The 16,686-nt window shown below is 44.0% G+C and carries 17 protein-coding genes and 1 pseudogene; 12 read left to right on the forward strand and 6 right to left on the reverse strand.

Features of this window, described 5'->3' with window-relative positions:
• Nucleotides 1-18: 18 nt before the first annotated feature.
• From JCM15907_RS11910 to JCM15907_RS00520, 3 genes are all read right to left on the reverse strand, one after another.
• Nucleotides 19-306 carry a recombination protein O N-terminal domain-containing protein gene (locus tag JCM15907_RS11910; protein WP_051522303.1) on the reverse strand — a complete coding sequence of 96 codons (288 nt, stop codon included), beginning with the start codon at nucleotides 304-306 and terminating at the stop codon, nucleotides 19-21.
• 196 nt (nucleotides 307-502) lie between these two features.
• Complete coding sequence (locus JCM15907_RS00515; protein ID WP_025842279.1) at nucleotides 503-1,876, reverse strand: Ig-like domain-containing protein; 1,374 nt, start codon at nucleotides 1,874-1,876, stop codon at nucleotides 503-505.
• 39 nt (nucleotides 1,877-1,915) lie between these two features.
• A complete protein-coding gene (locus tag JCM15907_RS00520) occupies nucleotides 1,916-2,689 on the reverse strand; it encodes a UDP-2,3-diacylglucosamine diphosphatase (protein ID WP_025842280.1) in 774 nt (257 codons plus the stop codon).
• 207 nt (nucleotides 2,690-2,896) lie between these two features.
• On the opposite strand from JCM15907_RS00520, the gene JCM15907_RS00525 reads away from it, so the two are divergent.
• The 10 genes from JCM15907_RS00525 (at nucleotide 2,897) to JCM15907_RS00570 (ending at nucleotide 11,379) form a co-directional block, all read left to right on the forward strand.
• On the forward strand, nucleotides 2,897-3,400 hold the full coding sequence (locus JCM15907_RS00525) for a flavodoxin (protein WP_025842281.1): 504 nt from the start codon (nucleotides 2,897-2,899) through the stop codon (nucleotides 3,398-3,400).
• A gap of 35 nt (nucleotides 3,401-3,435) precedes the next feature.
• On the forward strand, nucleotides 3,436-3,852 hold the full coding sequence (locus JCM15907_RS00530) for a DUF2023 family protein (protein ID WP_051522304.1): 417 nt from the start codon (nucleotides 3,436-3,438) through the stop codon (nucleotides 3,850-3,852).
• A 569-nt stretch (nucleotides 3,853-4,421) separates the two neighbouring features.
• On the forward strand, nucleotides 4,422-5,654 hold the full coding sequence (gene nadB / locus JCM15907_RS09900) for an L-aspartate oxidase (RefSeq protein ID WP_242396737.1): 1,233 nt from the start codon (nucleotides 4,422-4,424) through the stop codon (nucleotides 5,652-5,654).
• Nucleotides 5,632-6,015, forward strand: a complete 384-nt coding sequence (locus tag JCM15907_RS13225) for a hypothetical protein (protein WP_242396738.1) — start codon at nucleotides 5,632-5,634, stop codon at nucleotides 6,013-6,015. The genes nadB and JCM15907_RS13225 overlap by 23 nt, the downstream gene beginning before the upstream one ends.
• Nucleotides 6,012-6,869: a carboxylating nicotinate-nucleotide diphosphorylase gene (gene nadC, locus JCM15907_RS00540; RefSeq protein WP_025842283.1), complete on the forward strand. Its 858-nt coding sequence runs from the start codon at nucleotides 6,012-6,014 to the stop codon at nucleotides 6,867-6,869. Before JCM15907_RS13225 ends, nadC begins: the two co-directional genes overlap by 4 nt.
• A gap of 47 nt (nucleotides 6,870-6,916) precedes the next feature.
• On the forward strand, nucleotides 6,917-7,852 hold the full coding sequence (gene nadA, locus JCM15907_RS00545; RefSeq protein ID WP_025842284.1) for a quinolinate synthase NadA: 936 nt from the start codon (nucleotides 6,917-6,919) through the stop codon (nucleotides 7,850-7,852).
• Nucleotides 7,853-8,010: 158 nt separating this feature from the next.
• Nucleotides 8,011-9,312: a replication-associated recombination protein A gene (locus tag JCM15907_RS00555; protein WP_051522305.1), complete on the forward strand. Its 1,302-nt coding sequence runs from the start codon at nucleotides 8,011-8,013 to the stop codon at nucleotides 9,310-9,312.
• A 23-nt stretch (nucleotides 9,313-9,335) separates the two neighbouring features.
• Nucleotides 9,336-10,268 carry a M48 family metallopeptidase gene (locus JCM15907_RS00560; protein WP_025842286.1) on the forward strand — a complete coding sequence of 311 codons (933 nt, stop codon included), beginning with the start codon at nucleotides 9,336-9,338 and terminating at the stop codon, nucleotides 10,266-10,268.
• A gap of 26 nt (nucleotides 10,269-10,294) precedes the next feature.
• Nucleotides 10,295-10,951 (forward strand): MarR family winged helix-turn-helix transcriptional regulator, encoded by a 657-nt coding sequence (locus JCM15907_RS00565; RefSeq protein ID WP_025842287.1) that lies wholly within the window; start codon nucleotides 10,295-10,297, stop codon nucleotides 10,949-10,951.
• Between the two features lie 50 nt (nucleotides 10,952-11,001).
• Entirely contained in the window at nucleotides 11,002-11,379 is a 378-nt protein-coding gene (locus JCM15907_RS00570) for a thioesterase family protein (RefSeq protein ID WP_025842288.1), read from the forward strand.
• A 184-nt stretch (nucleotides 11,380-11,563) separates the two neighbouring features.
• Here the strand turns inward: JCM15907_RS00570 and JCM15907_RS09905 are convergent.
• Nucleotides 11,564-13,077: pseudogene (locus tag JCM15907_RS09905) on the reverse strand (GH3 auxin-responsive promoter family protein).
• A 17-nt stretch (nucleotides 13,078-13,094) separates the two neighbouring features.
• Nucleotides 13,095-14,381 carry a type IX secretion system plug protein gene (locus tag JCM15907_RS00585; protein ID WP_025842290.1) on the reverse strand — a complete coding sequence of 429 codons (1,287 nt, stop codon included), beginning with the start codon at nucleotides 14,379-14,381 and terminating at the stop codon, nucleotides 13,095-13,097.
• A gap of 86 nt (nucleotides 14,382-14,467) precedes the next feature.
• On the opposite strand from JCM15907_RS00585, the gene JCM15907_RS00595 reads away from it, so the two are divergent.
• Both JCM15907_RS00595 and JCM15907_RS00600 read left to right on the forward strand, forming a co-directional pair.
• Nucleotides 14,468-15,211 (forward strand): hypothetical protein, encoded by a 744-nt coding sequence (locus tag JCM15907_RS00595; protein WP_025842291.1) that lies wholly within the window; start codon nucleotides 14,468-14,470, stop codon nucleotides 15,209-15,211.
• A 53-nt stretch (nucleotides 15,212-15,264) separates the two neighbouring features.
• Nucleotides 15,265-15,717: a THUMP-like domain-containing protein gene (locus JCM15907_RS00600; RefSeq protein WP_025842292.1), complete on the forward strand. Its 453-nt coding sequence runs from the start codon at nucleotides 15,265-15,267 to the stop codon at nucleotides 15,715-15,717.
• A 239-nt stretch (nucleotides 15,718-15,956) separates the two neighbouring features.
• Here the strand turns inward: JCM15907_RS00600 and JCM15907_RS00605 are convergent, their stop codons facing one another.
• Nucleotides 15,957-16,679 carry an ABC transporter ATP-binding protein gene (locus tag JCM15907_RS00605; protein WP_025842293.1) on the reverse strand — a complete coding sequence of 241 codons (723 nt, stop codon included), beginning with the start codon at nucleotides 16,677-16,679 and terminating at the stop codon, nucleotides 15,957-15,959.
• Between the last annotated feature and the right edge of the window lie 7 nt (nucleotides 16,680-16,686).

Here is a 16,686-nt window from a genome sequence, read left to right on the forward strand (position 1 = left end):
CTTCGGAGAGGAATTGAACTATTGAGAGCTTAGTCGGATGACTAAGAAGATTAAGACGAATGGTGGCATACTCAGCTCCTTGATTTCCTGCAAACCTCTCCCCTCTCTATGATCTACGATGAGTTGTAATTCGCTCAAAGGGGCTATCAGTCGGCGTAGATGTTGTGCCTTTCCTTTTCTCCCTGCTGAGGCTAAAGGAATGCGATAAGATACCATACCCATTGTCTCTGTAAAGAGATGAGCAATGCAGAAACGATCGTTGTAGGCATGCTTGGAGAGCACTATGGCACGAGTAGAGAATAACATACGGAGTTAATAGCACCGCAAAGGTAAGCATCCCATATAGACTATCGCATAATGAGAAGTTTCTGCATGGATTTTTTTGAGAACCTTTCTAAAGATTTTGGTAACATAGAAAAGGCAGAAGATACTTTGTGAAGAGGTATCTTCTGCCATTACTTTTCTTTGAAGGGTTAGCTCCTATGCTTAGGAAGCTATAAATTTATTCAGCTTCGATAGTTACCTTGCTGTTATTTTTGAAGAGATTGCGCACGTGAGTCTCTTCGGCTCCTGCATCTACCATTACCTTTTCGAGTGCATTGTTGTTCTCTACGATAAAGTATTCTGCCTCTTCATTGTACCCTTTGTTTCGTAGATTGATGGTCTTCAACTTAGACATATTAATAGCTTCGAGAGAGGCTATTGCAGGATTCTTACTTAAATCTAATTGCTCCAAAGAACTATTAGAGATGAATAGTTGGAAGAGTTCTTGTTGATTCGAGAGATCCAAAGATTCCAAAGGATTATTGAATAGGAAAAGGAACATAATCTTATGTAATTCCGACAGGTCTATCTGTTTCAATTTGTTCCCATAGAGGTTGAGGCGCTCTAACTTGGGTAAATTTTTTAGCTCTACGTTGTCAATTTCATTGCTGTTGGCATGTAATTCTTTAAGTACAGGTAGGTTTTTTGCCTTTACTGTGGTAAGGTTGTTTTCTACCATATCGATACGCTCCAAAAGAGGTAAGTCCGAAAATATAATCTCTTTTAATCGTCCTTTATTAAGGAGTGCTTTCGTGAGTTTTTTTAGAGGTGTCAAATCAAGACGAGGTATAGAAACATTTTGTAGATAGAGCTGCTCTAACTCTACATTGTGAGATAGGTCTAACTGCTTGAGGTTTATATTACCATAGGCACGTAGGTCTTTCAACTGTTTCATCGAAGAGACATTAAGCTCGGCTATATCATTGTTTCCCAAGTGTAGGTAGACAAGATGCGTTAATCCGAACACGGGCGAAGCATTGGTCACAAACTGATTTTTGAGCCCTAAAGAGTCGAGATTGACGAAATACTCTAAGCCTTTTAGGCTTTTAATCTTATCTTTTTCGGCAATTTCCTCCTTGGTGGCAAATTCAAACATTAACGCTTTTACACCTTCGACCTCTTCTGGTGTTAACTCTCCATCTTTGTTTTTATCAATATCGTATCGCTCTAAGATGAGACGCTTCAGGTTAGCATCTTCAAAAGGTATGTAGCGAAGATTTCCTTTATTGACAATCACTTGGCAATTCAACTCTTGCACCTTACCACAGGGGCAGTCTACCCGTACTGTAACAACGGCATCTCCGACAGCTTTGGCGGTTACTTTTCCATTTTCTACACTGGCAATAGTAGGTTTGTTTACGGACCAAGAGAGTTTGTAGTCTTTACCAATGCCACGTACAGTAAGAGTTTTACTTTCGCCAACTGAGAGAGTAATGGTAGTTTCTGAAAGTTGAAGGTTAAGGGGTTCTTCTTTCTTAGGACCACAAGAAGAGATGAGTCCCATAACGAAAAGGATAGCTGGAAGCAGTATCCGTAGGCTAATCTGTTTCATGTTTTCTGAAATTAATTGGTTTGAAAATAATAGTTCTATTCACAAGGTATTGGCCTCCTCCAAGAGAAGTACTTCACCATCCCAAGTGATGTATTCCCCCATCTTATACCAATCTCCCATTACAACGAGCCTTTGCCCCGAGGGTAGTAGATAGTCGAATGGGAGATGGCGATGTCCGAAGAGAAAGAAATCTATTTGCGGGTGTTGTGAAGCCTCTCTTTTGGTCCACCCTACGAGCCACTCATCCTCCAATGAGAAGTAGGGGTTGTGGGTAGTATGTGCCACTTCTTTTGCTTTTTTCTTGAATCCTTTCCGACGGCTTTGTTGCGAGCAAGTGAGGGCAAAACCTACAGTCCATCGAGGGTGGATGGCCGAGAATATACTCCTGGCTACACGGTTTCTAAAGAGTCGGTACATTAGATTGTTGGTTTTGTTTTGATAGCGATACTCTTCATCGCCATGAGCCAAGCGAAAACGCTTGCCTTTAAGAGTAACTTCAAGGGCTTTATGATGGATGTGTACACCCAATTCCTCTTGGAAATATGTCTTCATCCATACATCATGATTGCCTGTAAGAAAATGTATTTCAATGCCTTTATCCGTTAGCTCTGCAATTTTACCTTGAAAGCGTACAAAGCCTTTAGGCACTACATAACGATACTCATACCAGAAGTCGAATATATCTCCTAAAAAGTAAATAGCCTCTGCGTTGGGGGCTATTTGGTCTAACCATGCCACCAGACGTTTCTCTGTGGCGCGAGGGTCTTCGTGATAGGGAGAACCTAAGTGAGCATCGCTGGTAAAGTAGATCATACAACTCCGTAGCTTTTTGTTTCGATTTTGGTTCTTGTTAGACAAAGATACGCTTTTATTCGGCTAATACATAGCTTTAGATATGTTTTATTCACTATAATGAGGTATGAGGTAAAGGGGAATACCCTAAAAATAGCGATTGCTCTGTTTAGGGGGCAACTCTACCTTTGCGATTGGAAAGTTAAGTACAGAAACAAATAAAACACAATGAAAAAAATCGGAATTTACTTCGGTTCGTCCACAGGGACAACCGCTGATGTTGCAAAAACTATTGCCAAACGTCTCAACGTTGCAGATGCAGATATTTTGGATGTAGCAAGCGCAGACGCTGCATCTATGGCTAACTATGAAGTATTACTTTTGGGTTCTTCTACTTGGGGTATGGGCGACCTCCAAGATGATTGGGAGGGATTTTTACCTAAAGCAAAGGGGCAAAATCTTGCTGGTAAGTGCGTAGGTCTTTTCGGTTGCGGAGACTCTTCTGCTTATAGCGATACATTCTGTGATGCTTTGGCAACTATCAAGGAAGAACTCGATGGTACAGGATGCTCTTTTATTGGTGAGTATGCTCCTACTGACTATGGTTATGATGCTACTCGCTGTGAGCAAGGAGGCAAACTTATCGGTCTTCTTATTGATGATATCAATGAGTCTGACAAAACTGCTGACCGCATTGATACTTGGGTGGCAGCCCTCCAACCTAACCTTTGATTAGATTATAATAGTTATCTCTTCAGATAGAGTATATGGAAACATTGTCGCTACATCACTTGGCACAAGATGCCGATATAAAAGTTTTCTCGCATCTTATTTACGAATTCGAGAAGGGTGTGCGTAATTTAGTTCTATATACTCTTGCTGAAGAATATATTTCTTTCGCCACACAGAAACTCTCCAATAGAGGAATTGATTATTTCTTACAACCAGTTCCAGATCGTACAAGTGTGAATATATTCTTTGGAAAAGAGGAGTGTCTTCGTACACTCAAAAAATTTCTTAGGCAACGTCCTTTGAATAATCTCTCGCCCGAAGAGGACTTTATCTTGGGAGCTTTATTGGGGTATGATTTGTGTAGACAGTGCGAGCGTTACTGTAAGAGGGTAGACCTCTCTGTTCAGAACGTGGAGCAGGGACAAGCTATTGCTGTGGATTTATTACAGTAGTAGCATTGTTTTTAGCAACTATACGCATCGTTCGAATATTTCAGAAGCCCCCAATTCCATAGGAGTTGGGGTGTTTTTATGTTTTGATAAAATTTCTTGACCAGCTCCTTCTCATCTTCTTGGAGATTGTTAGGTGCCAATGTATTTACTGTCTTATTATCTGCACTCCCCTTGGATTACACTTAAATCTACGCTCTTTTTATTCCCAATCTCAATGCCTTCTAAGGTAGAGTCCTGTAGCCTTGTATTGTTTTCTTAAGATCGCTAATAGAGCTCTTTTTGAGATAGCAAGTATTTCTCTGTTTTGAAAGCTCTCTAACCATCTGTATAAACGTTCAAAAGGTATGTAGGTTAGAGGCGAAAGGGTTAATGGTTTTGCCTCTAAAGATTATACCTATTGGTAGGCTTGTTGATTACTTTTTTCTTTCAAGGGGGAAAGAATTGCTCTATACCCTTTGCGGAGAGTCTCTATGACTCAAAAAGAGAGCATTATATAGCTGTACCAAAAGTCAACAAAGTCTCAAAATAAGATGTACCTTTGTCTGCGCTAACAAATCTGCAAGTTTCTAATGATGCAATTCGATTATATCGTCGTGGGAGGGGGGCTTGCAGGGCTTTATACCTCCTATAAATTATCTCGTTTGGGTCGCGTTGCTTTGGTGGCCAGAGCTTCTCTTGAAGATAGTAATTCCTTTTATGCCCAAGGGGGAGTAGCTGCCGTAACGGAAGAACAAGATACACCTACTGACCATCTCAAAGATACATTGATTGCTGGTCGAGGTCTCTGTATAGAGCATGCTGTAAAAGTTTTGACCGAAGAGGCTCCTCAACGCATAGAAGAACTCATCTCTTTGGGGATGAACTTCGATACGCAAGATGGTCATCTCGCCTTGGGACTTGAGGGTGGGCATCATCATAAACGTATCCTTCATGCAGGTGGGGATGCTACGGGGCGTATGCTCTCTACGTTTATGATTGCTAAGGTACAAGAGAACCCTTCGATAACTATTTTAGATCATCATCAAGCCATAAAACTTTCGTTAGAAGAGGGTGCTTGCCGAGGAGTTTGGGTCTACAACGAGTCTTCTCATCGTATTGAATTTTTAGGAGCAAGAGCTGTGATCCTTGCCATGGGAGGAGCGGCAGCTCTTTACCGTCCAACTACTAATCCTCCCACTGCTTTGGGTGATGGGTTGGCTATGGCATTAGAGGCAGGGGCAGAGCTTAGAGATATGGAGTTTATCCAGTTTCATCCTACGGCACTCTATGCGCCAGCGCATGGTTCTTTTTTGATAAGCGAGGCAGTGCGAGGCGAGGGAGCTTACCTTCTCAATGCCAGAGGAGAACGCTTTATGCTCGACAAACATCCCTTGGCAGAGTTAGCTCCGCGAGATACGGTAGCTTATGAGATATTTCATCAGATGCAACTGGAGGGTTCTAAGTATGTAACTCTATCGCTTAAGCATTTAGATGCCGAGCATATTCGTCGGCGCTTTCCGACTATTAGTCGTCACTGTGCCGAGATAGGGTTGGATTTTTCGAAAGAGATACCTGTGGCACCTGCCGCTCACTATACGGTAGGAGGCATTGTTACAGATCTTTATGGGCGCACCAGTATACCTAACCTCTTTGCCGTTGGAGAGATTGCTTCTACAGGAGTGATGGGAGCTAACCGTTTGGCTTCTAACTCTCTTATAGAGTGTTTGGTGTTTGGTAAGCGCATAGTTGATTTTATTGCCAGAGAAACTCCACCTTACGGGAGATTTAGCAGAGCCCTCTATGTCTGGAATAAAACTTTATGATAGCGAGAAAGAACGGATGTGGCAGAGTCTTAAGGGAACTAAGATTATGACTGCTTTAGGAGAGCTATTGATGCAGGAGGTGGGCATCATCCGCTCTCAATCTTCTTTGCAAAAGGCTTTGGTGCAAATAGAGGAGCTTTTACAGCAGATAGAGACCTCCGAAGAGTCCGATTCTTTACAGGCTTATATCCATCGCTTGCGTCTTCGCTTATCGTATAGAATAGTCCTTTCGGCGCAAACCAGAGAGGAGAGTAGGGGTGGGCATTATCGTTCTGATTATCCCGACACGCTCCGAGCCGAAGAGACGTACCACACTGTAATGTCAAAAGATTCAATAAAAAAAATATACATCAATCGATGAAAGATCTGTTTTTCTCCCGTCCCGAGGAGGTAGCCCGAGTGGCTCATCTTATAGACCTTGCTTTCGAAGAAGATATTGCCCAAGGAGATATTTCTACCCAATCTATATTCCCTGCTCAGGAGAGGGTTACGGCTCTTATTACCGCTAAGGAAGAAGGAGTCGTTTCCGGCATTGCTATAGCTCGAATGATTTTAGATAAAATGGGAGACTACTCTATGGAGACTTATGTGCAAGATGGAGACCTCCTGAAGAAAGGCGATAAAGTACTATCTATAACCGCTCCCTATACCACGCTTCTCTCTTGCGAACGTACTCTCCTCAACTTTATGCAAAGGATGTCGGGTATTGCCACTCAAACGCATAGGTATGTACTTGCCACAGAGGGTACAAAAACTCGTATTTTGGATACACGTAAAACAGTGCCAGGGCTTCGTCTGTTAGACAAAATGGCTGTGCGCCATGGTGGAGGGCACAATCATCGTATGGGGTTGTACGATATGGTAATGCTCAAAGACAACCATATAAAGGCGGTAGGCAGTATTACCGAGGCTGTAAAGATGGTACGCCAAACGTTGCCCCTCTCCATTAAAGTAGAGGTAGAGACTACCAACCTCCAAGAGGTAGAAGAGGCTTTACGAGCAGGAGCAGATATTATTATGTTGGATAATATGTCTAACGACCTTATGACACAGGCTATCTCTTTGATAGATGGGCGTGCTGCGGTGGAGGCTTCGGGCAATATGACCTTGGAGCGCATCCCCTCGGTAGCTTCTCTCGGGGTAGATTATATTAGTGTAGGAGCTTTGACCCACTCTGTAAAGGCATTGGATTTAAGCATGAATTTTGTGAAATAAGAAAGAGAACTCGTCAATAAGGATAAAGAGAGAAAATGATACCGACAATGATGAAAGAGGATTTCTCCGCTCTGTACGAAGAGATTGATGCCCTCAAAAAAGAGCATAACGCCATTGTTTTGGCACACTACTATGCTCGTCCCGAAGTACAGGCTGCTGCCGATTTCCTGGGAGATTCATTGGCTTTGTCTCAAAAAGCAGGAACCACAGATGCCGATATTATAGTCTTCTGCGGTGTGCACTTTATGGCAGAGACAGCTTCGATTATATCTCCTCAGAAGAAGGTCTTGATTCCTGCTCAAAATGCAGGGTGTACTTTAGCAGAGAGTGCCACTGCTGCAGGTTTAGCCACGTGGAAGAAGTATCATCCCGATGGCTTGGTTGTGAGCTATGTTAATACCTCTGCCGAAGTAAAGGCGGAGACTGATTACTGTGTAACCTCTTCCAATGCGCTCAAAGTGATAGAATCTTTGCCTAAAGATTGTCCGATACTTTTCGGTCCTGACCGCAATTTGGGAGCCTATATTATGCAGAAAACAGGGCGCACTATGGAGCTTTGGCAAGGCGATTGTTATGTTCATCGCCATATAACAACCGAGTTAATTCAATCTTTTCTGGAGCAATATCCCGATGCCGATGTGTTGATTCATCCCGAATCGGTGGCTTGCAACGATGATGCGATCTTGGCTCATCCTCGCTGTTTCGTAGGCTCTACGTCGGGTATCTTGGAGCATCCTCAAAGGAGTAACAAGAGCTTATTTGTCATTGCTACCGAAGCAGAGGCTATTGTGGAGTTGGCTCGTCGTTATCCTGACAGAACTTTTATCCCGATAGCCCCCGAGCATCGTTGCGAGTATATGAAGCTCACTACGCTGGAAGACCTTCGTGATGCTTTGAAGTATATGCGCTATGAGGTAACAGTACCCGAGGAAATACGTGCCAAGGCCTTACTCTCCATCCAACGTATGCTATCTATCCATTGATACAGAGAGAATTTTCAAATCTTATAATCGAAAGAGCTAACTCGTAAAGGGGGTTAGCTCTTTTTGTTTGTCGATGTACAACCATCTCTGTTTATAGAGCTTAATCTATGAGCAGTAATAACTAACTTTGTGCAAGTGCATAGAAAGGCAAAGTGATAATGGAAAGGGGAGCGTATAAACCTTTGGCAGAGCGGATGCGTCCTAAGCATTTGGACGAGTATGTGGGGCAACAACATCTAATCAATCCAGAGACACCTTTGGGGCGTATGATTCGTTCTGGTTCTATTCCTTCCCTTATCCTTTGGGGACCTCCTGGGGTGGGCAAGACTACCTTGGCGGAGTTATTGGCCCTTTCGATAGAGGCTCCTTTCTATAAACTAAGTGCCGTAGGGGCGGGAGTAGCTGAGGTTCGCAAGATATTGGAAGAGGCTACTCAAGCTACTTCTGGGCTTTTTGCCTCTAAGAGTAGACCTTTGCTTTTTATAGATGAGATACATCGTTTCTCGAAGAGTCAGCAAGACTCGTTACTCTCTGCCGTGGAGCGTGGTTTAGTTACTCTTGTCGGTGCCACTACGGAGAATCCCTCTTTTGAGGTAATACGTCCGTTGCTCTCTCGCTGTCAGGTTTTTGTGCTTAATCCTTTGGGTGAAGAAGAGCTTCGACTGCTGTTACAAAGAGCAATTACGACCGATGGAGTACTCAAAGCCCGTCGTATAGAGTTCCGAGAAGATAAGCGTCTTATAGCCTACTCAGGTGGAGATGCTCGTAAATTGCTCAATCTTTTGGAGATGCTGGTAACCTCCTCGGCCCAAACCCCTCTCATTATAGATAACGAGTTGGTAGAGGCTACAGTAATGCGACAGCCTGCCGCGTTTGACAAAGATGGAGAGCTCCATTACGATATAGCCTCTGCTTTTATTAAAAGTATTCGAGGAAGTAATCCTGATGCTGCACTCTATTGGATGGCGCGCTTGATAGAGGGTGGAGAAAACCCTCGTTTTGTAGCTCGGCGTATAGTTATATCTGCTGCCGAAGATATTGGCTTAGCTAATCCGAACGCTTTGGTCATAGCCAACGCGGCTGCTCAAGCGGTGGATTTTATTGGTTGGCCCGAGGGACGCATTCCCTTGGCAGAGGCTGTGATTTATTTGGCTGCGTCTCCTAAAAGTAATTCAGCTTACATGGCCATCAATAGTACATTGAAATATGTGCGAGAGACAGGTAATCTACCTGTACCGATGCATCTTAGAAATGCCCCAACCGAACTGATGGAAAAGTTGGGCTATGGTGCCGAGTATAAGTATCCGCACGACTATGACCGACACTACGTGGAGCAGGAGTATATGCCCGAGCAGGCCCGAGAGGCGAGGTTTTACTATCCGCAGACAACGGGCGCTTCGGAGCGACATCTGAAGGAGTATCTTGACTTCATAGAGCGAGACCCCTCTGCCGAAAAATAAGAACTAAAAAAGAGAAAGTTAGTATGAAAGGAATAGATTTATACAAGCCACTGATCTACTGTTTACTGGGAGTTTTGTTATCCAGTACTTTGTTGTATGCGTGTCGCACTGTCCCTATTTCGGGTCGTAGATCGCTGAGTTTGGTCAATGAGACAGAAATTATCGAGAGTAGCAAGGCGCAGTATGTGAGTTATGTAGCCCAAATGCCTCATAGTAATGACCCTATCAAGGTGAAGCGCGTAGAGAAGGTGTGTAGAGATATAGCTCAAGTGGCTACGCAATATCTTAATAATAATGGTATGGAGACTCTGGCGCGACAGATGGATTGGCAATTTACCGTTATTGCCGATCGACGAATCAATGCTTTTTGTATGCCTGGGGGGAAGATTGTTATCTATACAGGTATTCTCCCTCTGTGTGCTACCGATGCAGAGTTGGCTACTGTTGTTTCTCACGAAGTGAGTCATGCCATTGCTCAGCATAGTAATGAACGACTGAGCACGGAGATACTTCGTCGCATGGGAGGCCAGTTATTGGGGCAAGCAGTCGGCTCTTCTTCTGCACTGACGAAGACTGTTATTCAGCAGGCCTATGGCTTGGGGTCGCAGGTTTTGATTTCTCTGCCTTATAGTCGCACACAGGAGCATGAGGCCGATCAGATAGGGCTCGTATTCATGGCTATGGCAGGTTATAATCCCGAAGAGGCTGTTTCTTTTTGGAGGAAGATGTCTCAGCAGGGAGGCTCTTCTACACCTGAGTTGCTTAGTACGCATCCCAGCGATGAGAAGCGCATTCAGAAGATTCAGGAGTATATGCCCAAGGCATTGACCTATTACGAAACTTATAAAAAGAATAATCCCCCCAAGCGCACGCATGTAGAGGATAAGAAGAAAGAGTCTCAAAAAGGCTCGAAACCCATTGCCTCGAAGACTAAGAAAAAAGGCAAGAAGAGATAAATTGTTGCTAAGAAAGAGAGAACCGAATGAGACCCTACGAACTGTTAGAAAAACTTTTACCAGAGATTAATGCCTTTGAAGAGCTTTATGCCGAGAGAGAAAGTTGCTCGATGGAAGATTTTGCTGCCTTCCTTTCCGAGCGTGCCAAGACAGAGCGACATACTGAAGATTTACCCTTTACTGTCAATGCAAGAGGCTCTTCTATCGAAGCTATTATAGCGCAAGATTTGAGTTTCTTGTTTCGTTATATGAGAGGCTATTTCAAAAAGGCTCTAAGGGGGAGTGCTTTGCTCACAATGGAGGAGTACACCTACTTGGTATGCTTGTTATACTATCCGATGATGACTAAGACGGAGTTGAATAACATCAATGTAATGGAGAAAACCTCTGGAACGGAGGTCATCAACCGTTTGCTAAAAAATGGCTTAATCTCTCAGCGTGTCAACGAGACCGATAGACGGAGTTTTTATGTCTCCATTACCGACAAGGGGAGAGAAGAGCTTACGCACCTTTTCCCTCAGCTGCAACTTGCTGTAAAAGTACTCTTCCATCCACTCACAGAGGCACAAAAAAGTGTTTTGCACAGTATACACCATACCTTGGAGAAGCATAATAGGATGCTCTTTATGGAGTATCATGATGAGCCGCTGCCAGAGTTGTATGCACTCTTACCCAAGCAATAAGCCTCACCGATGGTTATATCTATAAGTTAAACGATTAATAATAAAGAACGATGCTAACAATCAATCAAAAGAAGAGTTTTGAAGTAACTGTTGCCGAGCAACACTCTGCCATAACTGTAGGTTCTGGAGATTTGCCCGTATTGGGTACTCCTGCTATGATAGCTCTTATGGAGCAAGCCTCTGTACAACTTGTAACCCCTCATTTGGAGGAGGGTACTTCAACGGTAGGTATTCATTTGGCTGTAGAACACCTCAAAGCAACGCCTATGGGGGGTAAAATTACCGTCTCTGCCGAACTTACTGCTATCGACGGGCGTAAGCTCTCCTTTGCTCTCAAAGCTGTAAACGAGGCGGGAGAAACTATTGGAGAGGGTACTTTAGACCGATTTATTATTGATAAAGAACGTTTTATGGCAAAGCTCTCCTAAGCGAGAGATCTCTATATGCCAGAGCCTTCTTCACGTTCTCAAAGACGAGGTACTGGCTTCTTTCCAGCAAAGGGCATTGGGAGGCATATTCGACCTCTCGATGCCTTTTTTCGTATCTCTTTCGTTGTTGCTGTCGAGGTTTCCCCATTCCCCCGGAGACAGTGGGTCCTTGTAACAGGAGCGATTAGTTTCCAATCTTTTTGAGCAGGTGATCTATGAGCGAGCGGTCGTTTTTTAGTCGAGGCACTTTGTGCTGTCCGCCCAGTTTCCCCTCCGAAGCGAGGTAGGCGTTGAATGTCCCTGCTGGGGCAACGTAGATTTTGAGCGGTAGGAGCGTCATATTGTTGTAGCTTTTGGCGTCGTAATCGGAGTTCTCCAATCGCAGTTGCTTATGCAGGCGCAGGGCAAACGCCTCTATATCTTCGGGCTCTTGCTCGAACTCTATTACCCAGTCGTGTCTGCCCTTGCCCTCTTCGTTAAGGAAGAGTGGAGCAGCGGTATAGTCTCGTACGGTAACTCCAAACTCGTGTGCTACCTTGGTAAGTGCCGCATCGGCATTGAATACCATTAACTCTTCGCCAAAGGCATTGATGTAAGAGGCGGTACGCCCTACAATCTTTATCTTGTAAGGGTGTGTGCTGGTAAATGTAACGGTGTCGCCAATCATGTAGCGGTAGAGTCCTCCAAGTGTACTGATAACAAGGGCATAGGTTATCCCTTTCTTGACCCCCTCCAAAGGAACGGCAGTAGGGTGCTCCTTGTCTAACTCTGCCAGTGGGATAAATTCATAGTAGATACCATAGTCTAGCATGAGTAGCATACTTGAATCGGAGGGGTCGTTCTGTATACCAAAGAAGCCTTCGGAGGCGTTGTATGTTTCACGATATTGCATACGTGGAGAGGAGATAAGTCGGCGATACTCCTCTCGATAGGGGAGGAAGCTGATACCTCCGTGGAAGAATACTTCTAATTGTGGCCATACTTCCGAGAGATCTTCTCTGCCCGTATGCTGCAAGACTCCTTTTATTAAGTGTAACATCCACGAAGGAACACCCGAAAGGCTTCCTACATTGGCATACGCTACTTCTCGGATTATTTGCTCCATTTTGGTGTTCCACTCATCCATGAGTAGCGTTTTTTTAGAAGGAACTCTTATCATATTGCCCAATGAGGGCATCTTCTCTATCAAGATGGAACTAAGGTCGCCTTGAGAAATCGTGTTGGTCAGCGATACAGGCTTTTGACTTCCCCCCAAGGTTAAACCCTTGGTGGCAAAAAAGCGACTATCAGGCGTGTGGAGAGGTAGAGCCATAGTGTATCGGAGGCACCTTTGAAGTGGCATGCTTGGAGGTGTAATCCATTGACAGGGAGTCGTTTGCTTCGTCCTGCCGAAGTACCGCTCGAAACGGCAAAACGGTCACAAAATCCTCTTACCAATATGTTGCGCTCCCCTGTGAGCATTCGATCGGTGTAGGGAGCGATGTGGTCATACGATACTATCGGAAGTGTACGTGCATAGTCTTTTTGGCTCTTTATGGTATGAGTGTTGTGCTGGCGTCCATAGTCAGTGGCTTGCAGACAGCGGAGTACACGTTTCAACTGTCGCTCTTGTAGTTGTAGGGCTTGTGTGTTGTAACTCTCGATGGCTCTTAGGCGCAAAGACATAGCCGTATAGATAAGGCGAGTAAAAGCATCCATAGTAAAAAGTCCGTTATTTAGTTGTGGGTGTGTATTAGGTCTACTCCGACTAAGCGGTCGTAGCGCCCTCCTTGAGGTCGGAAGTAAACGAAACAAGTGTATCGGTTCGTGGTAGGATAAAAGTTGCCCTCCGTATGTTCTCCTGAGAAAGAGACACCGTCGGAAGAGGAGAGATAGGTGTAGGAGACATACCCCCCCTTTAGAAGTACTTTGCCCATATAGACTCCTTCTTCTCTATTATAGGTTAGCTTTCTTTCTTCTAAGGGTAAAGCATCGAACGCCTCTCCAAAGAGGTAGAGATTCTCCCCTTCGGGCAGAGGAGGCATATAGTAAGAGAAAAGGGCTTCGTAGTAATTGGTATTTACCTTACTGGCTCCACCCGTTTCGATAGAGCGTATTACATACTCTCCATCGGCATCTGGATTGAGAAGGTAGGAAGTATTTTTGCGTTGACTCTGTGGGTGTAGGAGTAGTTGAGTCGTATTAGGTTCTGTGATAAGGCGATTAATTCCCATTCCAGGGATATTGTCATTGAGTATTTCGTAGGCGTAGTATTCATTACCTGCTTCGAACACAGCTCCTTGGCTATAATCGTATTGATAGAGAGAGCCACTCATACTGGAAGGTTGAGAGAGAATAACAGCATTGTCATGACGACAGTTCTGAGCCACTACTATGGCAAGTTCTTGAGAGGGATGGATTACTCGAAGTTGTTCCGCCTTTACAGAAAGGTTGACCTGTTGCGTGGTGGCATAGCTATCTTTTTGTGTAATAGGAGTAACCTCTGCATCCACCTGAACCAATGGCTCTAAGAGTGCAAAAGCTACCTCTATATAGGGCGTATCGGCACTTTCATCGGCACGATAGATGCGTAAGAGATAGTTCCCCGAAAGAAGCGGTTGCAATGGGGAAGAGCTGTCTAAGCGTAGTGTGTAATGTCGATAGGGTACTTTGGTGGCCTCGGAAAGTTGACTTTCTGTAATCTCTCCACTAAAGAAGCCTTTGATATATTCGGAGGGAGCTAAGTCACTCTCCTTCCACTCGGCTGTGTAGTGCTTTAGGGTGTACTGCATAGGGAGTAGTTCTCCTCCCAATATGTCGAATTCTATAATAAGAGCCTCTCCCTCTGAGGGGGTATAGTAGGGGAACGGACGCCATGATGCAACCCCTGAAATGGAAACAGTAAGCCCTGCTACCGAACCATTGAGAAATCGAGTCGGGAAAATTGGACTTGCCTCACTTTTTCCAAAGAGGGTAAAGAGAGCTATCCAGAGTGTTACTAACCAATGGTAATGCTGTTTCATTCGGCAAATATACTTAATTTCGACATGCAAAAGGACTCTAAATCTCTTGATAAACAGAGATTATTGGCTATAAACTTTGGTATTTTATGAACCATTCTTCTGAGATGACATACGAAAAGATACAGACCGTAATGGAGTTGGTTACAAGGTATGAGCATCTCTCTCCCGATAGAATTCTCTTAGGTAGTTCTTCTATTCCTCAGGAACTGCGTCCCGATGTGGTGCGACAGCTCTCGTATCGCTCCAAAATGCTTATTAAATATCCCTCATTTATGGAGAGGGGTATATATCTTCCCGCAGGTATTACTTACGAACAAGCTTCGAGCGAGGCAACAGCTCTCTACAAGCAGACTTATGTGAAAGAGGCAGAGAGGCTGACCGATGGAACGGGAGGGCTGGGGATAGACTTCGTAGCTATGGCGAGTAAGGCATTGTCTGCTACCTATATAGAGAGAGAGGAACTCTTTGTCGAGGCAGCTCGTTATAATTTACCCCATCTATTGCAGAAATATAAAGGGTTAACATTTTCAATACTTCGGGCTGATATGACCGATTGTTTAGAAATGATTATTGAAAGGGGAACGACACTCCTTTATTTTGACCCTGCCCGACGCTCTGAAGAGGGGCAGCGAACTTATGCCTTGGAAGATATAATTCCTAATCCTATGGAAATCTGCGCTCGCCTCAAAGAGTTGGATTATAAAGGACGAATATTAATAAAACTCTCGCCGATGATTGATATTACCAATACGCTACGCCAAATGCCAATGCTTTCGCATATAGAGATTGTTATGAGCCAAGGAGAGGTAAAAGAGTTATTGGGTATATAGAAGATCTCGAGGAGGAGAAGTCTGAAGAAAAGATACCCATAAAAGTAACTTCCTTGAGCATAGAGGGTAAATTACAACATACCTTTGCTGGCTCTCTTCGAGAGGAGAGAGCTTCTAAGCCCTCGCTCGCAGAAAAAGTAGGTCAGTATCTATACGTTCCTCATGCAGGAGCTTTTAAGAGTGGGCTTTATAATACTATTGCAGAGAGATGGAATGTGCAGGTTTTGCATCCGAATTCCCATCTTTACACGTCGGATAACTTGTGTCAAAATTTCCCTGGTAAGGTCTATCAAATCGCAGAGGTGTTACCTTTTAGTGCGGGAATGCTGAAACGATTACGAAAAAGTATCCCCAAAGCCAATTTCTCGGCACGTAATTTTCCGCTGAACCCAGAGCAGTTTTATGCCAAGAGTAGAATAAAATCGGGTGATGAGGTGAGGCTTTTTGGTACTACGATTTACGATGAGACGCTCATTATACTACGCGTCCTGCTCGTAGAACATTAGCCTCGGGTGCCTCGAACGTAAGGGAATGATGAAAGTGTCGGATGGCTTTCGTAAGTACTTGGTAAACAGAGTGTTTAGAACCTGTTTGAAGAAGCCAAAAATTCCGTATATACGCAACCAAAATTTCGTATATACAGAAATTTTTTTTCGTATATACAGAAAAAATTTTTCGTATATACAAAAATATTTTTCCGTACGTACGAAAATTTTCTTGTGTATATGTGGTGTTTTTTCGTCCCTTAAAAAAGGGAGAGAAAGTTTTTTAATTGAGCCGTTGCAGATGTTTCTATCTCTCGGTAGCTTCCCTCCCAATTTTTTACCCCTTTATGTAAGAAAAGGATATGCTCTCCAATGTTTTGTACGGAATTCATATCGTGGGTGTTGATAACAGTGGTAATTTCAAACTCTACAGTTAGGTCGTGGATGAGTTGGTCTATGGAACCTCCTGTTTTGGGATCCAATCCAGAGTTAGGTTCATCGCAGAAAAGATATTTGGGGTGATTAACAATAGCACGTGCCAGTGCCGCTCGCTTCATCATTCCTCCACTTACTTCGGAGGGAAATTTATTCGCCGCTTGCGCCAATCCAACCTTTTTAAGGTATTCCATTGCTTGACTCTTACGATAACTTAGAGGTTTGCGCACAAAAGCGTCTAACGGGAAACGCACATTCTCCAAAATAGTCATACTGTCAAATAGCGCAGAGCCTTGAAACATTACCCCCATACTTTGTCGAAGGATTTTGGCTTGCTCTTTGCTAAATTGGCAGATGTCTACATCGTCAAAAAGAATCCTTCCAGATGTGGGTTCGATGAGTCCGATTAGACTTTTGAGGAGGACTGTTTTACCTGCTCCACTTCTCCCTATGATGAGGTTGGTTGTAGAGGGTTTGAATACAGCGTCTACTCCGTTGAGTACGACCTTATCGTCGAAACTTTTGGTCAATTGTTCTACTACGATCATAAGTACA

Origin of the sequence: Porphyromonas gingivicanis JCM 15907, assembly GCF_000614585.1 — a bacterium.
GTDB lineage: Bacteria > Bacteroidota > Bacteroidia > Bacteroidales > Porphyromonadaceae > Porphyromonas > Porphyromonas gingivicanis.

Coding starts and splice junctions, on each gene's coding strand:
- JCM15907_RS11910 (WP_051522303.1), bottom strand. CDS start 306: ATGTTATTCTCTACTCGTGCCATAGTGCTCTCCAAGCATGCCTACAAC.
- JCM15907_RS00515 (WP_025842279.1), bottom strand. CDS start 1,876: ATGAAACAGATTAGCCTACGGATACTGCTTCCAGCTATCCTTTTCGTT.
- JCM15907_RS00520 (WP_025842280.1), bottom strand. CDS start 2,689: ATGATCTACTTTACCAGCGATGCTCACTTAGGTTCTCCCTATCACGAA.
- JCM15907_RS00525 (WP_025842281.1), top strand. CDS start 2,897: ATGAAAAAAATCGGAATTTACTTCGGTTCGTCCACAGGGACAACCGCT.
- JCM15907_RS00530 (WP_051522304.1), top strand. CDS start 3,436: ATGGAAACATTGTCGCTACATCACTTGGCACAAGATGCCGATATAAAA.
- nadB (WP_242396737.1), top strand. CDS start 4,422: ATGATGCAATTCGATTATATCGTCGTGGGAGGGGGGCTTGCAGGGCTT.
- JCM15907_RS13225 (WP_242396738.1), top strand. CDS start 5,632: ATGTCTGGAATAAAACTTTATGATAGCGAGAAAGAACGGATGTGGCAG.
- nadC (WP_025842283.1), top strand. CDS start 6,012: ATGAAAGATCTGTTTTTCTCCCGTCCCGAGGAGGTAGCCCGAGTGGCT.
- nadA (WP_025842284.1), top strand. CDS start 6,917: ATGATGAAAGAGGATTTCTCCGCTCTGTACGAAGAGATTGATGCCCTC.
- JCM15907_RS00555 (WP_051522305.1), top strand. CDS start 8,011: ATGGAAAGGGGAGCGTATAAACCTTTGGCAGAGCGGATGCGTCCTAAG.
- JCM15907_RS00560 (WP_025842286.1), top strand. CDS start 9,336: ATGAAAGGAATAGATTTATACAAGCCACTGATCTACTGTTTACTGGGA.
- JCM15907_RS00565 (WP_025842287.1), top strand. CDS start 10,295: ATGAGACCCTACGAACTGTTAGAAAAACTTTTACCAGAGATTAATGCC.
- JCM15907_RS00570 (WP_025842288.1), top strand. CDS start 11,002: ATGCTAACAATCAATCAAAAGAAGAGTTTTGAAGTAACTGTTGCCGAG.
- JCM15907_RS00585 (WP_025842290.1), bottom strand. CDS start 14,381: ATGAAACAGCATTACCATTGGTTAGTAACACTCTGGATAGCTCTCTTT.
- JCM15907_RS00595 (WP_025842291.1), top strand. CDS start 14,468: ATGAACCATTCTTCTGAGATGACATACGAAAAGATACAGACCGTAATG.
- JCM15907_RS00605 (WP_025842293.1), bottom strand. CDS start 16,679: ATGATCGTAGTAGAACAATTGACCAAAAGTTTCGACGATAAGGTCGTA.